The sequence below is a fragment of the Streptomyces sp. NBC_00019 genome, assembly GCF_045041015.1.
GTDB lineage: Bacteria > Actinomycetota > Actinomycetes > Streptomycetales > Streptomycetaceae > Streptomyces.
Genome location: NZ_CP108302.1, coordinates 8,185,279 through 8,199,725, shown reverse-complemented (window position 1 = coordinate 8,199,725; position 14,447 = coordinate 8,185,279). Strand labels below are relative to the sequence as shown.

The 14,447-nt window shown below is 70.9% G+C and carries 14 protein-coding genes; 8 read left to right on the top strand and 6 right to left on the bottom strand.

Annotated features, from left to right (window positions below; genetic code table 11):
• Positions 1–34 precede the first annotated feature (34 nt).
• The 3 genes from OHU89_RS38335 to meaB are packed head-to-tail and all read left to right on the top strand — an operon-like array spanning position 35 to position 5,000.
• Entirely contained in the window at positions 35–1,843 is a 1,809-nt protein-coding gene (locus OHU89_RS38335; protein WP_405649535.1) for a methylmalonyl-CoA mutase family protein, read from the top strand.
• Complete coding sequence (scpA, locus tag OHU89_RS38330) at positions 1,843–4,026, top strand: methylmalonyl-CoA mutase (protein ID WP_405649534.1); 2,184 nt, start codon at positions 1,843–1,845, stop codon at positions 4,024–4,026. The genes OHU89_RS38335 and scpA overlap by 1 nt, the downstream gene beginning before the upstream one ends.
• The gene (gene meaB, locus OHU89_RS38325; RefSeq protein WP_405649533.1) at positions 4,023–5,000 is read left to right on the top strand and encodes a methylmalonyl Co-A mutase-associated GTPase MeaB; all 978 of its coding nucleotides are present in this window, start codon (positions 4,023–4,025) and stop codon (positions 4,998–5,000) included. Before scpA ends, meaB begins: the two co-directional genes overlap by 4 nt.
• 61 nt (positions 5,001–5,061) lie before the next feature.
• Here meaB and OHU89_RS38320 read toward each other — a convergent pair whose 3' ends face one another.
• Positions 5,062–5,190: a hypothetical protein gene (locus OHU89_RS38320; protein ID WP_405649532.1), complete on the bottom strand. Its 129-nt coding sequence runs from the start codon at positions 5,188–5,190 to the stop codon at positions 5,062–5,064.
• A gap of 187 nt (positions 5,191–5,377) precedes the next feature.
• Between OHU89_RS38320 and OHU89_RS38315 the strand changes: the two genes are divergently transcribed.
• Positions 5,378–5,569 carry a hypothetical protein gene (locus OHU89_RS38315; RefSeq protein WP_405649531.1) on the top strand — a complete coding sequence of 64 codons (192 nt, stop codon included), beginning with the start codon at positions 5,378–5,380 and terminating at the stop codon, positions 5,567–5,569.
• A gap of 56 nt (positions 5,570–5,625) precedes the next feature.
• The gene (locus OHU89_RS38310; protein ID WP_405649530.1) at positions 5,626–6,756 is read left to right on the top strand and encodes an FAD-dependent monooxygenase; all 1,131 of its coding nucleotides are present in this window, start codon (positions 5,626–5,628) and stop codon (positions 6,754–6,756) included.
• A 3-nt stretch (positions 6,757–6,759) separates the two neighbouring features.
• On the opposite strand, the gene OHU89_RS38305 is transcribed toward OHU89_RS38310, so the two are convergent.
• From OHU89_RS38305 to OHU89_RS38290, 4 genes are all read right to left on the bottom strand, one after another.
• Complete coding sequence (locus OHU89_RS38305) at positions 6,760–7,455, bottom strand: alpha/beta fold hydrolase (RefSeq protein ID WP_405649529.1); 696 nt, start codon at positions 7,453–7,455, stop codon at positions 6,760–6,762.
• A gap of 33 nt (positions 7,456–7,488) precedes the next feature.
• Positions 7,489–8,229 (bottom strand): class I SAM-dependent DNA methyltransferase, encoded by a 741-nt coding sequence (locus tag OHU89_RS38300; protein WP_405649528.1) that lies wholly within the window; start codon positions 8,227–8,229, stop codon positions 7,489–7,491.
• 37 nt (positions 8,230–8,266) lie between these two features.
• A complete protein-coding gene (locus OHU89_RS38295) occupies positions 8,267–8,932 on the bottom strand; it encodes an NAD-dependent epimerase/dehydratase family protein (protein WP_405654823.1) in 666 nt (221 codons plus the stop codon).
• A gap of 215 nt (positions 8,933–9,147) precedes the next feature.
• Positions 9,148–10,188 carry a Glu/Leu/Phe/Val dehydrogenase dimerization domain-containing protein gene (locus OHU89_RS38290; RefSeq protein ID WP_405649527.1) on the bottom strand — a complete coding sequence of 347 codons (1,041 nt, stop codon included), beginning with the start codon at positions 10,186–10,188 and terminating at the stop codon, positions 9,148–9,150.
• 79 nt (positions 10,189–10,267) lie between these two features.
• Between OHU89_RS38290 and OHU89_RS38285 the strand changes: the two genes are divergently transcribed.
• On the top strand, positions 10,268–10,741 hold the full coding sequence (locus OHU89_RS38285) for an Lrp/AsnC family transcriptional regulator (protein ID WP_405649526.1): 474 nt from the start codon (positions 10,268–10,270) through the stop codon (positions 10,739–10,741).
• 53 nt (positions 10,742–10,794) lie between these two features.
• Here the strand turns inward: OHU89_RS38285 and OHU89_RS38280 are convergent, their stop codons facing one another.
• Positions 10,795–11,202 (bottom strand): (2Fe-2S) ferredoxin domain-containing protein, encoded by a 408-nt coding sequence (locus tag OHU89_RS38280; protein ID WP_266886438.1) that lies wholly within the window; start codon positions 11,200–11,202, stop codon positions 10,795–10,797.
• Between the two features lie 204 nt (positions 11,203–11,406).
• Here OHU89_RS38280 and OHU89_RS38275 point away from each other — a divergent pair, with 204 nt between their 5' ends.
• Both OHU89_RS38275 and OHU89_RS38270 read left to right on the top strand, forming a co-directional pair.
• Positions 11,407–12,906, top strand: a complete 1,500-nt coding sequence (locus OHU89_RS38275) for a family 43 glycosylhydrolase (protein WP_405649525.1) — start codon at positions 11,407–11,409, stop codon at positions 12,904–12,906.
• Positions 12,907–12,962: 56 nt separating this feature from the next.
• Positions 12,963–14,381, top strand: coding sequence for a family 43 glycosylhydrolase (locus tag OHU89_RS38270; protein WP_405654821.1), 1,419 nt, complete (start codon positions 12,963–12,965; stop codon positions 14,379–14,381).
• The last annotated feature ends 66 nt before the right edge of the window (positions 14,382–14,447 follow it).

Below are 14,447 nucleotides of genomic sequence, written 5' to 3'. Positions count from 1 at the left end.
TCCGGCTGGAGCCTGCTGGCCTAGCATCCGACGCATGACGGTCCTGCCTGACGACGGGCTTGAGCTGGCCGGTGAGTTCCCTGACGTTCCCCACGAGCAGTGGCAGCGCCTCGTGGCGGGTGTCCTGCGCAAGTCGGGCAAGGACGTCGAGGACTCCGCGGCCGAGGAAGCCCTGTCCACCGCGCTGGAGGACGGGTTGCGCACCCGGCCTCTGTACTCCGCGCTCGATGCCGCGCCCGAGCCGGGCCTTCCCGGTTTCGCCCCCTTCGTACGCGCGGGACGCGCCGAAGGGAACACGGTCGGCGGCTGGGACGTACGACAGCGGCACACGACGGCCGACGGCCCCGCGGTCCTGGCCGACCTGGAGAACGGCGTCGGCTCGCTGTGGCTGGGCGTAGGTGAGAACGCCATCCCGGTGGCGTCGCTGGGCCGCGTCCTCGACGGCGTCTACCTCGACCTGGCGCCTGTCGTCCTCGACGCCGGCACCGAAGTCGAGCCCGCCGCACGGGAGTTGCTGCGGCTGTACGAGGAGCGGGGCGTCGCCGAGGACGCGGCGCGCGGCAATCTGGGCGCCGACCCGCTCGGCCACGAGGCCCGTACCGGGCAGCGTCAGGACTTCGCGCCGGTGGCCGCTCTCGCCCGGCAGTGCGCCGAGGAGTACCCGGGGCTGCGGGCGCTGACCGTGGACGCGCTGCCGTACCACGAGGCCGGCGGCTCGGCCGCGCAGGAGCTGGGCTCCTCGCTGGCGACCGGTGTCGCGTATCTGCGGCTCCTCACCGAGGCCGGGCTGAGTGTCGAACAGGCCTGTGGACAGCTGGAGTTCCGGTACGCGGCGACCGCCGACCAGTTCCTGACGATCGCCAAGCTGCGGGCCGCGCGCCGGCTGTGGGCCCGGGTCGCCGAGGCCTGCGGGGCGCCGGGCGCGGGGGCGCAGCTCCAGCACGCGGTGACCTCGCCGGTGATGATGACGCGCCGCGACCCGTGGGTGAACATGCTGCGCGCCACCATCGCCACGCTGGCCGCCGGTGCGGGCGGCGCCGAGTCCGTCACCGTGCTGCCCTTCGACGACGCGCTCGGGCTGCCGGACGCGTTCGCGCGGCGCATCGCCCGCAACACCTCGACGATCCTCATCGAGGAGTCGCACCTGGCCCGGGTCATCGACCCGGCGGGCGGCTCCTGGTACGTGGAGCGGCTCACCGACGAACTCGCCCACGCGGGCTGGGAGTTCTTCCAGGAGATCGAGCGGGCGGGCGGCCAGGCGGCCGCCCTGCGCTCCGGACTGCTCCGCGACCGGCTCGCCGGGACCTGGGCCGCGCGCAGCGCCAAGCTCGCCAAGCGGCGTGAACCCATCACCGGCGTCAGCGAGTTCCCGCACCTGGGCGAGAAGCCCGTCGTGCGCGAGCCCGCGCCCGAGCCGCCGTCCGGCGGCCTGCCCCGGGTCCGGCGCGACGAGGCGTACGAGGCGCTGCGCGCCCGCTCCGACGCCCATCTGGCCGCGACCGGCGCCCGGCCCAGGATCTTCCTGGCGGCCCTGGGTCCGGCCGCCGCCCACACCGCGCGGCTCACCTTCGCGGCCAACCTCTTCCAGGCGGGCGGCGTCGAGCCCGTCACCGAGGGCACGTTCGAGGACAGCGGGGCCGGCGAGGTCTGTCTGTGCTCCAGCGACGCCCTGTACGAGGAGCGCGCCGAGAGTGTCGCGGCCGAGCTGAGGGCCGCCGGTGCCTCGCATGTGTCCCTCGCGGGGCGGCCCGGGCAGTACGCCGGTGTCGACTCGTACGTCTTCGCGGGCTGTGACGCGGTCGCCGTCCTGTCCGCCACCCTCGACCGCATGGGAGTGTCCTGATGACCACCCCCTCCGTCCCCGACTTCTCCGGGATCGAACTGGGGGCCCCGGCCCCCGCCGGCGGCCCCGACGAGTGGCAGGCGGCGCTCAAGAAGGCGGCCGGCGGCGACGACCTGCTGTGGGAGACCCCGGAGGGCATCCCGGTCAAGCCCCTCTACACCGGGCAGGACCTGGAGGGCCTGGACTTCCTGGCGACCTACCCGGGCGCGGCCCCGTATCTGCGCGGCCCCTACCCGACGATGTACGTCAACCAGCCCTGGACGATCCGCCAGTACGCGGGCTTCTCCACCGCCGAGGAGTCCAACGCCTTCTACCGGCGCAACCTCGCGGCCGGCCAGAAGGGCCTGTCGATCGCCTTCGACCTGCCCACGCACCGCGGTTACGACAGCGACCATCCGCGGGTGACCGGTGACGTCGGCATGGCGGGCGTGGCCATCGACTCGATCTACGACATGCGGCAGCTGTTCGACGGGATCCCGCTGGACAAGATGACCGTGTCGATGACGATGAACGGCGCCGTGCTGCCGGTGCTCGCGCTGTACATCGTGGCGGCGGAGGAACAGGGCGTACCGCCCGAGAAGCTGGCCGGGACCATCCAGAACGACATCCTCAAGGAGTTCATGGTCCGCAACACCTACATCTATCCGCCGACGCCGTCGATGCGGATCATCTCCGACATCTTCGCGTACACCTCGCAGCGGATGCCGCGCTACAACTCCATCTCCATCTCCGGCTACCACATCCAAGAGGCGGGCGCCACGGCCGACTTGGAGCTGGCGTACACCCTCGCCGACGGTGTGGAGTACATCCGGGCGGGCCGTGAAGCCGGCCTGGACGTGGACGCGTTCGCGCCCCGGCTCTCGTTCTTCTGGGCGATCGGCATGAACTTCTTCATGGAGATCGCCAAGCTGCGCGCGGCCCGCCTGCTGTGGGCGAAGCTGGTGAAGCAGTTCGACCCGCAGAACGCCAAGTCGCTGTCCCTGCGCACCCATTCGCAGACCTCGGGCTGGTCGCTGACCGCGCAGGACGTGTTCAACAACGTCACGCGCACCTGTGTCGAGGCGATGGCGGCCACCCAGGGCCACACCCAGTCGCTGCACACCAACGCCCTCGACGAGGCGCTCGCGCTGCCCACCGACTTCTCGGCACGCATCGCCCGCAACACCCAGCTCCTCATCCAGCAGGAGTCCGGCACGACCCGGGTCATCGACCCGTGGGGCGGCAGCGCGTACGTGGAGAAGCTGACGTACGACCTGGCGCGTCGGGCCTGGCAGCACATCCAGGAGGTCGAGGCGGCCGGCGGCATGGCCAAGGCCATCGACGCGGGCATCCCGAAGCTGCGCATCGAGGAGGCGGCGGCCCGTACGCAGGCCCGTATCGACTCCGGGCGCCAGCCGGTGATCGGCGTCAACAAGTACCGCGTCGAGACCGACGAGCAGATCGACGTCCTCAAGGTCGACAACTCCTCGGTGCGCACCCAGCAGATCGAGAAGCTGCGCCGGCTGCGCGCGGAGCGCGACGAGCAGGCGTGCCAGGACTCGCTGGAGGCGCTCACCCGGGCCGCCGGCGGTGAGGGCAACCTGCTGGAGCTGGCGGTGAACGCGGCCCGCGCCAAGGCCACCGTCGGGGAGATCTCGGACGCCCTGGAGAAGGTGTACGGGCGGCACGCGAGCCAGATCCGTACGATCTCCGGCGTGTACCGCAACGAAGCCGGCGAGTCCCCGTCCGTGGACCGCACCCGCGCCCTCGTGTCCGACTTCGCCGAGGAGGAGGGGCGCCGACCGCGCATCCTGGTCGCGAAGATGGGCCAGGACGGCCACGACCGCGGCCAGAAGGTCATCGCCACCGCCTTCGCCGACCTCGGCTTCGACGTCGACGTCGGCCCCCTGTTCCAGACGCCGGCCGAGGTGGCCCGGCAGGCCGTCGAGGCGGACGTGCACATCGTCGGCGTCTCCTCGCTGGCCGCAGGCCATCTCACCCTCGTACCGGCGCTCAAGGAGCAGCTGGCCGAGGAGGGGCGCGAGGACATCATGATCGTGGTCGGCGGAGTGATCCCGCCGCAGGACGTTCCGACGCTCCTGGAGATGGGCGCGGCCGCCGTCTTCCCGCCGGGGACGGTGATCCCGGACGCGGCGTACGACCTGGTCAAGCGACTGTCGGACGACCTCGGGCACGACCTGTGATCGATGTCGACGCGTATGTGAAGGGTGTGCTCGACGGCAAACGTGCGCTCGTCGCCCGCGCCATCACGCTCGTCGAGTCGACCCGGCCCCGGCACCGGGCGCTGGCACAGGAGTTGCTCACCGAGCTGCTCCCGCACAGCGGCCGGGCCCGGCGGATCGGGATCAGCGGGGTGCCGGGGGTGGGCAAGTCGACGTTCATCGACGCGTTCGGCACCCTGCTCACCGGTCTGGGCCATCGGGTCGCCGTCCTCGCCGTCGACCCGTCGTCGAGTCGTACGGGCGGCTCCATCCTGGGCGACAAGACCCGGATGGAACGCCTCGCCGTGGACCCGGCGGCGTTCGTGCGCCCCTCCCCCAGCGCGGGCACGCTCGGCGGCGTCGCCAAGGCGACCCGTGAGTCGATGGTCGTGATGGAGGCGGCCGGCTACGACGTGATCCTGGTCGAGACGGTCGGTGTCGGCCAGTCCGAGACCGCCGTGGCGAACATGGTCGACTCCTTCCTGCTCCTGTCCCTCGCCCGTACCGGCGACCAGCTCCAGGGCATCAAGAAGGGCGTCCTGGAGCTGGCCGACGTGATCGCCGTCAACAAGGCGGACGGCCCGCACCTGCGGGACGCGCAGGCCGCGGCACGGGAGTTGGCGGGTGCGCTGCGGCTGATGCACGGCAAGGACGCGTTCTGGACGCCGCCGGTGCTGAGTTGCAGCGCGCGGGAGTCGTCGGGCCTGGACACCGTGTGGGAGCGGCTCGAGCAGCACCGCACTCTGCTGGACTCGACCGGGCGGCTCGCCGCCAAGCGCCGTGACCAGCAGGTCGACTGGACATGGAGCATGGTCCGCGACGAACTCCTCGGCCGGCTCCACGCCGATCCCGCGGTACGCGCGCTGGCACCCCGACTCGAACAGCAGGTCAGAAAGGGCGAGTTGACGGCGACGCTGGCCGCGGAGCGGATTCTCGGGGCGTTCGGCGAGAGCTGACCCCGCCCTGGGCGGGGCGGGGTCGACTCGCTTCGGCGCAGGGCGACGGCAAGCACCGTTCTCACGCGCCTGCCCTGCCGTTGCGTCGCTCCTCGCCCAGGCGGGCGTAGTACTCGATGAGTTCGGGGGCGTCCACCGTGGCGGGGTTGGCGACCTGTTCCGCCGGGGCGCCCTGGAGCAGCCGCTTCACGGGGACCTCCAGCTTCTTGCCGGCTGCGCGCCGCGGATGGCCACGCGGCCGGGGCGGAGGCCAGGGGCGAAGGGCGGGCCCCGTTGGATCTCAAGCAGCTCAGGGCGATCGTGAGGACGCCCCCTACTGCCGCCACGAGGAGGGCTACCCGGGTCTCGTCGTCCACGGCCCGCTGCTGGCCCTCCTCATGCTCGAGCTGCCCCGCCGCAACGCCCCGGCCCGCCGGGTGCGCTCCCTGTCGTACCGGCTCCACCGGCCGGTGTTCGCGGGCGAGCACCTGGCGGCCTGCGGCACCCCCGGCGACGACCGTGCCGAACTGCGGATCGCCACCCACCGGGAGGAGCGGCACGCCACCGCGGAGGTGGTCTTCAGCGGGTGACCCTCTCAACACCCATGCTCCGACGTTCAGTTGACCTCGGCGTGTACGGTCGTGGCATGGCGCGCATCCTGGTCATCGGCGGTGGAACAGGCGGTACGGCGACGGCGCTCGCCCTGCACAAGGCGGGCTTCGACGTCGAAGTGCACGAGGCGCATCCCGACTCGGCGGAGGATCTGGGCGCGTTCCTCACCCTGGCCAGCAACGGCATGCGGGCGCTCGCGCAGATCGACGCCACCGACGCGGTCACCGCGATCGGCTTCCCGCTGCGCTCGATGCGGCTGCTCGACGCGACGGGCGCCAAGGTGGCCCAGGGCCCGCTCGGCGAGGCGGACGACCCGCTCCTGCGGTTCCGCTGCCTGCGCCGCGGCGACCTCAACTCGGCGCTGCAGAAGGAGGCTTCCCGCCGGGGTGTCCCCATCAGGCACGGCGCACGGCTCGCCTCCGTCGAGGAGGGCCCCGACGGCGTCACCGCCCGCTTCACCGACGGCAGCAGTGCGACGGGCGACCTCCTCATCGGCGCCGACGGCCTCAACTCCACCGTCCGCAAGGCCATAGCGCCCGACGCGCGCCCCGTCTACGCCGCCCAGCGCGTCTTCTACGGCTACACGCGCGACGCCCGACCGCCGGGCGAGGGCGAGCAGTTCACCATGGTCCGATGCAGCGAGGCCGCCTTCGGGTACACGGTGTCACCCGGCGGGGAGACGTACTGGTTCGCCCGCGTGACCGACGACCCACTGACCGCCGAGGAGCTGACGCGCGGCGGATGGCGCGACCCGCTGGTGTCGCTGCTGCGCCAGGACACCGGCCCCGCCGCGGACATCGTGGCGGCCACCACCGGGACCGAGGACGTACTGGTCACCAACGCCACCGAGATACCCCCGGGCACCCCCTGGCGCTCCGCACGGACCCTGCTCGTCGGCGACGCGGCCCACGCGGCCTCCCCCGCGACCGGGCAGGGCGCCTCGATGGCCCTGGAGGACGCCGTCGTGCTCGCCAAGTCCCTGCGCGACACCCCGGACACCGACACCGGGCTCGCCCTGTACGAGGCGCTGCGCCGCCCGCGCGTGGAGCACAACACGGTGGTCAGCGGGAGCCTGTCCCGCGGGGGCCGGGGCAGTACCGTCCCCCGGCCGCGGGAGGAGGACCTCCCCCGGCTCCTCGACTGGGACACCGCGGTGTCCGTGTGACCGTCAGATCCAGCCGTCGAGGGACTTCATGAACCCGTCGAAGTCGTCACGGTGAATGGTGTGCCCGGCGCCGGTCACCGTACGGACCTCGAAACCGCTCGCCCGCAGCCGCACCACGTCGTCGGCGCCGACCAGGTGGCTGGGGTCGGCGAGCTGGACCAGGGAGGGCACGGCCGGGCGGTCGGGGACGAAGCCGGTGAGCGGGCGGCCGTCGAGGAAGTACGAGGTGTCCGCGTCCCAGTCCGCCAGCGTGGCCGCTTCCACGTCGACGTCCTCGGCCGCCCAGTGCGGGTTGAACCGCGCTATGTGCTCGCGGGTGAGGTTCTTGGCGGACGCGAACGCCTCGGGGTCCAGGGGCTGTTCAGGGTCCCGGGTCGACCAGGCCGGATCCGAGTAGACCGCCCGCAGAGGGCGTAGCCGCTCCACGGCCAGGGAGAGGCTCAGCCCGCCGAGGGAGTGCCCGACGGCCAGTTCGGCCCCCGTCGGCAGCGTGTCGACGAGGTCGTCGGCGAAGTGCAGCGGGCTGTACTCGCCGCGTGGCGAGAGGCCGTGGCCGCGCAGGTCGACCGCGATGACCCGGTAGCCGTACTCGGCGAGCGCCGGGCCGACGCGGCGCCAGGTGCGGGAGTCGGACATGATGCCGTGCACGAGCAGGGCGGTTCTGTCGCCGGTGCCCCATTCACGGGTGTGGAGTCGCACGTCGGGCCTTTCGTTCCGGTGGGTTCGCCGCGGTCAGTCCGCGGGTTTCTCCCATACGGAAACATGGCCTGTGCTGTCGCTGGTGAACGGGTCCCTCGTCCACCCTTCCCAGCGTTCGCGCAGCCGCAGTCCGGCGAGCTGTGCCATGAGGTCGAGTTCGGCGGGCCAGACGTAGCGGAAGGGGATCTCGTGGTACGTCCCGCGCCCGTCGACGACGCTCACATGGTGCGAGCTCATCCGCTGCGTGGCCACGTCGTAGGTGTCGAACCCCAGTCGCTGCGACCCGACATGGAACGGCACGGTGTTCTGCCCGGGCGGCAGTTTCCGCAGCTCGGGGACCATGACCTCGATGACGAAGGTGCCCCCGGGCGCCAGATGGGTGGCGACGTTACGGAAGCACGCCACCTGCTCCTCCTGCGTCGTCAGGTTCATGATCGTGTTGAAGACCAGGTAGGCGACGGAGAAGGCGCCGTCCACCTTCGTCGTCGCGAAGTCGCCGATCGACACCCCGATCGCGTCGCCGCCGGGCTTGGCGCGCAGCCGGGCGACCATCGCGCGGGACAGGTCGATGCCGTGCACCGCTACGCCGCGCGCGGCCAGGGGGAGCGCGATACGGCCGGTCCCGACGCCGAGTTCGAGCGCCCGGCCGTCGCCGGCCAGTTCCGCGAGGAGGGTGACCGCCGGGGCGATGGTGTCCGGCTGGAACATGTCCGAGGCGGGGTCGTCGTAGGTCGCCGCGATGTGCTCTGCGAAGTAGCCGTCATCGTGATCCACGGACGGACCGTACTTCGGCGGCGGCCCCTCGCGCACGTCAATTCGGCTCGGCGCCCAGGCGGTTGATGTCTGGGCTGTGCAGCACGGTCGGCCCCTGCCCCTTCAGCCGGGTCACCGCGATCATCGCGCGACCCAGATGCTCGGTCGTGGTCACGTGCTTCGGTGTCAGACGGCGCAGCACCGGATAGAGCCATCCCGTGAGCCCGTACAGCAGGCGGTAGACGGTCACCCGGGCGACGGCCCCGTTGCGGGGCTGGATGAAGCCGGGCCGGAACATGTAGGCGTCGAACGGCATGGCCAGCAGCTCGTTCTCGGTACGGCCCTTCACCCGGGCCCACATCAGACGGCCCCGCTCGGTGCTGTCGGTGCCCTCGCCCGACACGTAGGTGAAGGTCAGGTCCGGATTTCCGGCGCTCACCGCCCGGGCGGCGGCCAGGGTGCAGTCGTGGGTGATCCTGGTGTACTCCGCCTCGCCGCGGCCGACCGAGGTGACGCCCAGGCAGAAGAAGCAGGCGTCGAGGTTCTCCAACTCGCCCTGGATCGCGGTGTAGTCGGTGAAGTCGGCGTGGACGAGCTGCCGGAGCCTGGGGTCCTCGACGGCCAGCGGGGTACGGACGACGGCCAGGACCTCGGTGACGTCCGGTTCGCGGAGGCAGGCGTGCAGGACGCCCTGTCCGACCATGCCGGACGCTCCGAAGACGATGACACGCAGGGGTGCTCCTGTCGGTACGCGAGGTCGGGCGGGAAATCCTACGAGGACGGTGCGCAGGAACAGCGTCGACTCGACGCCGAATCCGACCGGGGTCCCGCCGCTCGCGCCCGCCGGCTGCCCCTCGTCGGCCGGGCCTGACGCCCCGCGGCCGACCTGTGGGGGGCCGAAGAACCCGTACTCGGTGGCGCCCCAGCGGTCGGGCGAGGTCAGGCCGGCGGCTTCGCCGTCAGGATCCGGCGGGCGGCGAGCGCCTTCGCCTCCCGCAGTGGATTCTCGCCCTTCAGGAGCAGTCGTACGGTGTCGGCGATCCCCTCCACCCGTCGTACGGCGGCGTCGTGATCCAGGCCGTCGCTCTCCCGGCCGAGGGTGTACACGACCCCGCCCGCACTCGCGACGAAGTCCGGCACCCACACGATGCCGCGGGCCGCGAGGGCGTCGGCGACGGTGTCGTCGGTGAGCTGGTTGTTGGCGGGGCCCACGACCAGCCGTACGTCGAGCCGGGCGGCCGTCTCCGGGGCGAGGACTCCCCCGACGGCCGCCGGGACCAGGACATCCGCCGCCGTGCCGAGCACGTCACCGGGCTCCACCCACCCGAACCCCGACCGACGGGCGGCGTCCCGTTTGGTGCCGTCCACGTCGGAGACGAGCACGCGGGCGCCGTCCGCCGCGAGACCCGCCGCGACCCGGCTCCCCACGGAACCGAACCCGCTCACCACGACCGTGCGGTCGGCGAACGACGCGGCACCGAACACGTGCTCCGCGCCCGCGCGCAGGGCGGCCAGCACCCCGATCGCCGTGGGGACACCGGAGTCACCGGTGCCGCCGTGCTCCTCGGGCAGGCAGTAGACGTACGGCGTCGAGCCACGCAGGGCGACCATGTCCGTGGGCGAGGTGCCGACATCGGGCCCCGCGCGGTACGTCCCGTCGAAGGACGCGATGAACTCGCCCAGGTCGGCCAGCGCGGCCGCACGCAACTCCGGGGCGGGCTCCGCGCGTTCGCCCCCGTCGAGCACGACCACGCTCTTGCCACCGCCGAAGTCCAGCCCGGACACGGCGCACTTGAACGTCATCGCCTCGGACAGCCGCAGGGCGTCCGCGAGTCCGTCGCGCCAGCTGTCGTAGCGCCGCATCCGGCAGCCGCCGACGGCGGGACCGAGGGCGCGGGAGTGGATCGCGACGATCAAGGGGAGCCCCGAGCGGGGCCCACGACGGATCTGCACCTCTTCGTGTTCGAGTGTCTGTGTCATGGCCCGGACGCTAGGTTCATGTTCCGTCTCATGGGGAACATGCCGAACTTCCTTCGGAATCGGGCATGAGGAGGCGATCGTGGACGAACTTGATACGGCGATCCTGCGGCATCTTCAGGAGGATGCGCGGCAATCGAACCGTGCCATCGCGCAGAAGGTGGGCATCGCCCCGTCCACCTGTCTGGAGCGGATCCGGCTGCTGAGACGGCGCGGGGTGATCCGGGGCTATCACGCACGGGTCGCGCTGCCGGCGCTCAACCGCGGTGTGCAGGCCATGGTGTCGGCGCAGGTGCGGCCGTTGAACCGGGAAGTGGTGGCGGCGTTCGAACAGTCGGTGTCCCGGCTGCCGGAGGTGCTGTCCGTGTACACCATGGCGGGCAGCGACGACTTCCTGGTCCACGTCACGGCCCCGGACATCGAGCGTCTGCACGCGTTCCTGCTCGAACGGTTCACCGAGCGGCGCGAGATCGTCAGCTTCCGGACCTCGATCATCTTCCAGCACCTGGCCAACCCGGTCCTGGAGCCACTGGCCGAGGTGAACCCGGCGCCCTGAGCGCGGAGTTCGGAAGCACCCGCGGGCCCGCGACCCGCCCTGCCGGGGCGAGGTCAGCGGCGGGCTCGTCGGACTTCGGGGCGGGGCGGTCGTATGAACTGGAGCGTGAGCGTGGCCGGGGGCTCCGCCAGGCCCGGCCCGCCTGCCGCGGCCCAGGTCAGGACGTCGTCCGTGCAGTCGTCATCGCCGGACCAGCCGACCCAGGTGGCGCGGCCACCGCGGCGGCGCCCCTCTCCCGAGGGCTGGACCACGAGGACGTTCGCCTGGTCGCACGGGCCGAGGCAGTCGGTCGTACGGACGGCGAGACGGCCGCCGGACTCCGCGGCGGCGGCCTTCAACCGGTCGAGCTGCCACTGATGGTCGACGTCGGGATACTTGCTCGCGCTGCCGCAGCAGCAGCCCCGGCACACGACGAGCGTGCAGGGCCGTGAGGCCGCGGCCCCGAACACGACCGGACTCAACTCTGCCCCTCCCCGTCGGCGCCCACGCGACACCGTCGGCGATCAAGATGCACACACCGCCGTCTGCCCCGCAACTCCGCCCGGGCGATCGCGGGGACCACAGAAGGCTTCTGTGACGAAAGCGTTGACTGGGGCATGCCCCACTCCTATCTTCTGACCGACATAACGAACTACGTTCGAAATTACGGACAGGGACGGTCTCGTATGGTTCGGACTCGCCTCGGGAAACGCCGCAGACCTCTGCTGCTCTGTGTGCTGACCCTCCTGCTCGCACTGGTGTCGGCTACCCAGCCGGCGTCGGCGGCGGACGGTCGCCCGTACACCAATCCACTGAAGTCGTCCAAGGGCGCCGATCCCTGGCTGGAGTACTACGACGGCAACTACTACCTGGTCACCACGACGTTCACCGGCATCCTCGGCATCCGTAAGTCGCCGACGCTGGCGGGCCTGGCCACCGCGCCCAATGTGCAGGTGTGGTCGGACACCACGTCGACGCGCAACACCAACATCTGGGCGCCGGAGCTGCATTTCCTCGACGGCCACTGGTACCTGTACTACTCGGCCGGCCAGAGCGGTGTCGCCTGCTGCGACTCGCAGCGCACGCATGTGCTGGAGAGCTCCGGCACCGATCCGATGGGGACGTACACCTACAAGGGGTCGCTGACCGGCTCCAATCTCACGCCGGGCGGCTGGCTGATCGACGCGAGTGTGCTCAAGGCCAATGACAAGCTGTATCTGATCGGCAGCGGGTTCATCAACGGCAGTACGCAGAGCCTGGTCATCGCGCCGATGAGCAATCCGTACACCCTCGCCGGCAACACCTTCACCGTCATCTCCAGCCCGACCCTGGACTGGGAGCGGTCCGGCAGCCCCGTCAACGAGGGGCCGGAGCCGCTGTACCGCAACGGCCGCACCTTCCTGACGTACTCCGCGAGTTCCTGCCAGACCGCCGACTACAAGCTCGGCCAGCTGGAGTTGACGGGCTCCGACCCGCTCAGCCCCGCCTCCTGGACCAAGAAGCAGACGCCGGTCTTCCAGCGCAGTGACACGGGCGGCGTGTACGGGCCCGGCCACAACGGCTTCTTCACCTCGCCCGACGGCACCGAGAACTGGATCGTCTACCACGCCAACTCGTCCTCGTCCGACGGCTGCGGCAACGGACGCACCACCCGCGCCCAGAAGTTCACCTGGAACGCCGACGGCACCCCGAACTTCGGCACCCCCGTCGCCCTCGGCACCACCCTGCCCGGCCCTTCCGGGGAGACGGCGGCGACCCCGACGTCGTACACCCTCGTGAACCGCAACAGCGGCAAGTGCCTGGACGTGAACGGCGGCGCCACCGCCGACGGGACCAACATCTTCCAGTGGACCTGCAACGGCGGGACCAACCAGAAGTGGAAGCTCGAGGACCTGGGCGACGACACCAACCGGCTGGTCAACGTGGCCACCGGGAAGATCGCCGATGTCGCCGACTGCTCGGGTGCGGACGGCGCGGACATCCGGCAGTGGTCGTGGCTGAACAACAAGTGCCAGCGCTTCCGACTCGTGTTCACCGCCGCCGGCGACTACGTCCGGATCGTCAACGAGTCCACCGGCAAGGTCGCCGACGTGGCCGACTGCTCCGCCGCGAACGGCGCCGACGTACGCCAGTGGACCTGGCTGAACAACACCTGCCAGCAGTGGCGCCTCGTCCCCACCACCTGATCCCGCGGTTCTGGAGAACTCCCTTGAGAAACAACGCCGTTCGCCTGCTTCTGGCGATGCTGGTGGCGCTCGCCGCCTGCCTCGTCGGCCCGGGCTCCTCCCCCGCCCAGGCCGCCGTGCCCGACTCCCCCGCCGTGACCTACACCAACCCCATCGCGGAGAAGCGGGCCGACCCGCACATCTTCAAACACACCGACGGCTACTACTACTTCACCGCGACGGTCCCCGAGTACGACCGCATCGTGCTGCGCCGGGCGACCACCATCCAGGGGCTGTCGACGGCCTCCGAGGTCACCATCTGGACCAAGCACACCAGCGGGGTGATGGGCGCGCACATCTGGGCGCCGGAGATCCACTTCATCGACGGCAAGTGGTACGTGTACTTCGCCGCCGGGTCCACGAGTGATGTGTGGGCGATCCGGATGTACGTCCTGGAGGGCACCGGCGCCAATCCGCTCACCGCGACCTGGGCCGAGAAGGGCCAGATCAAGACCACGTGGGAGAGCTTCTCGCTGGACGCGACGACCTTCGTCGTGAACGGTGTGCGCTATCTGGCGTGGGCGCAGCGCAACCCGTCGGAGGACAACAACACCAGCCTGTTCATAGCGAAGTTGTCCAACCCCTGGACGATCAGCGGGACTCCGGCGGAGCTCTCGCAGCCGACGCTGTCGTGGGAGACCGTCGGCTACAAGGTCAATGAGGGTCCGGCGCTGATCCAGCACGGCGGCAAGGTCTTCATGACGTACTCGGCGAGCGCCACCGACGCCAACTACTGCCTGGGGATGCTGACGGCGTCGGCGACCGCCGATCTCACCAACCCGGCTTCCTGGACGAAGGGTTCGACGCCGGTCTTCCAGACGAGCGCGGCGACCTCGCAGTACGGTCCGGGCCACAACTCCTTCACCGTCTCCGAGGACGGCAAGTCGGACATCCTCGTCTACCACGACCGCAGCTACAAGGACATCAGCGGTGACCCGCTGAACGACCCGAACCGCCGTACCCGGGTGCAGAAGGTGTACTGGAAGGCCGACGGCACCCCCGACTTCGGCATCCCGGTCGCCGACGGGGTCACCCCGCAGCGCCTGTCGTCGTACAACTTCGCGGACCGCTTCGTCCGGCACTGGGAGTACCGGGCCCGTATCGAGGCGAACGTCTCGCCGCTCGCCGACTCGCAGTTCCGGGCCGTCACCGGCCTCGCCGGCACCGGCACGGTCTCCCTGGAGTCGGCCAACTTCCCCGGGTACTTCCTGCGGCACAAGAACTTCGAGGTGTGGGTGGAGAAGAACGACGGCACCTCGGCCTTCGCCTCGTCCGCCAGCTTCTACCGGCGGGCCGGGCTGGCCGACTCGGCGGGGGTCTCCTACGAGTCGTACAACTACGCCGGCCGGTATGTGCGGCACTACAACTACCTGTTGTACGTGCAGGCACTGAGCACCTCCACGGACCGGGCGGACGCCACGTTCTACGCCCAGTAGACGGTCCTGAAGGCATGATCGAATAGGCTATACACCGAATGTATAATCGCTGTGTATAGTCCCGGC

Excerpts from the sequence above, each read along its gene's own strand:
- OHU89_RS38315 (WP_405649531.1), top strand. The coding sequence starts at position 5,378 with ATGCTCGAGCTGCCCCGCCGCAACGCCCCGGCCCGCCGGGTGCGCTCC.
- OHU89_RS38270 (WP_405654821.1), top strand. The coding sequence starts at position 12,963 with ATGCTGGTGGCGCTCGCCGCCTGCCTCGTCGGCCCGGGCTCCTCCCCC.
- OHU89_RS38335 (WP_405649535.1), top strand. The coding sequence starts at position 35 with ATGACGGTCCTGCCTGACGACGGGCTTGAGCTGGCCGGTGAGTTCCCT.
- scpA (WP_405649534.1), top strand. The coding sequence starts at position 1,843 with ATGACCACCCCCTCCGTCCCCGACTTCTCCGGGATCGAACTGGGGGCC.
- OHU89_RS38290 (WP_405649527.1), bottom strand. The coding sequence starts at position 10,188 with ATGACACAGACACTCGAACACGAAGAGGTGCAGATCCGTCGTGGGCCC.
- OHU89_RS38310 (WP_405649530.1), top strand. The coding sequence starts at position 5,626 with ATGGCGCGCATCCTGGTCATCGGCGGTGGAACAGGCGGTACGGCGACG.
- OHU89_RS38275 (WP_405649525.1), top strand. The coding sequence starts at position 11,407 with ATGGTTCGGACTCGCCTCGGGAAACGCCGCAGACCTCTGCTGCTCTGT.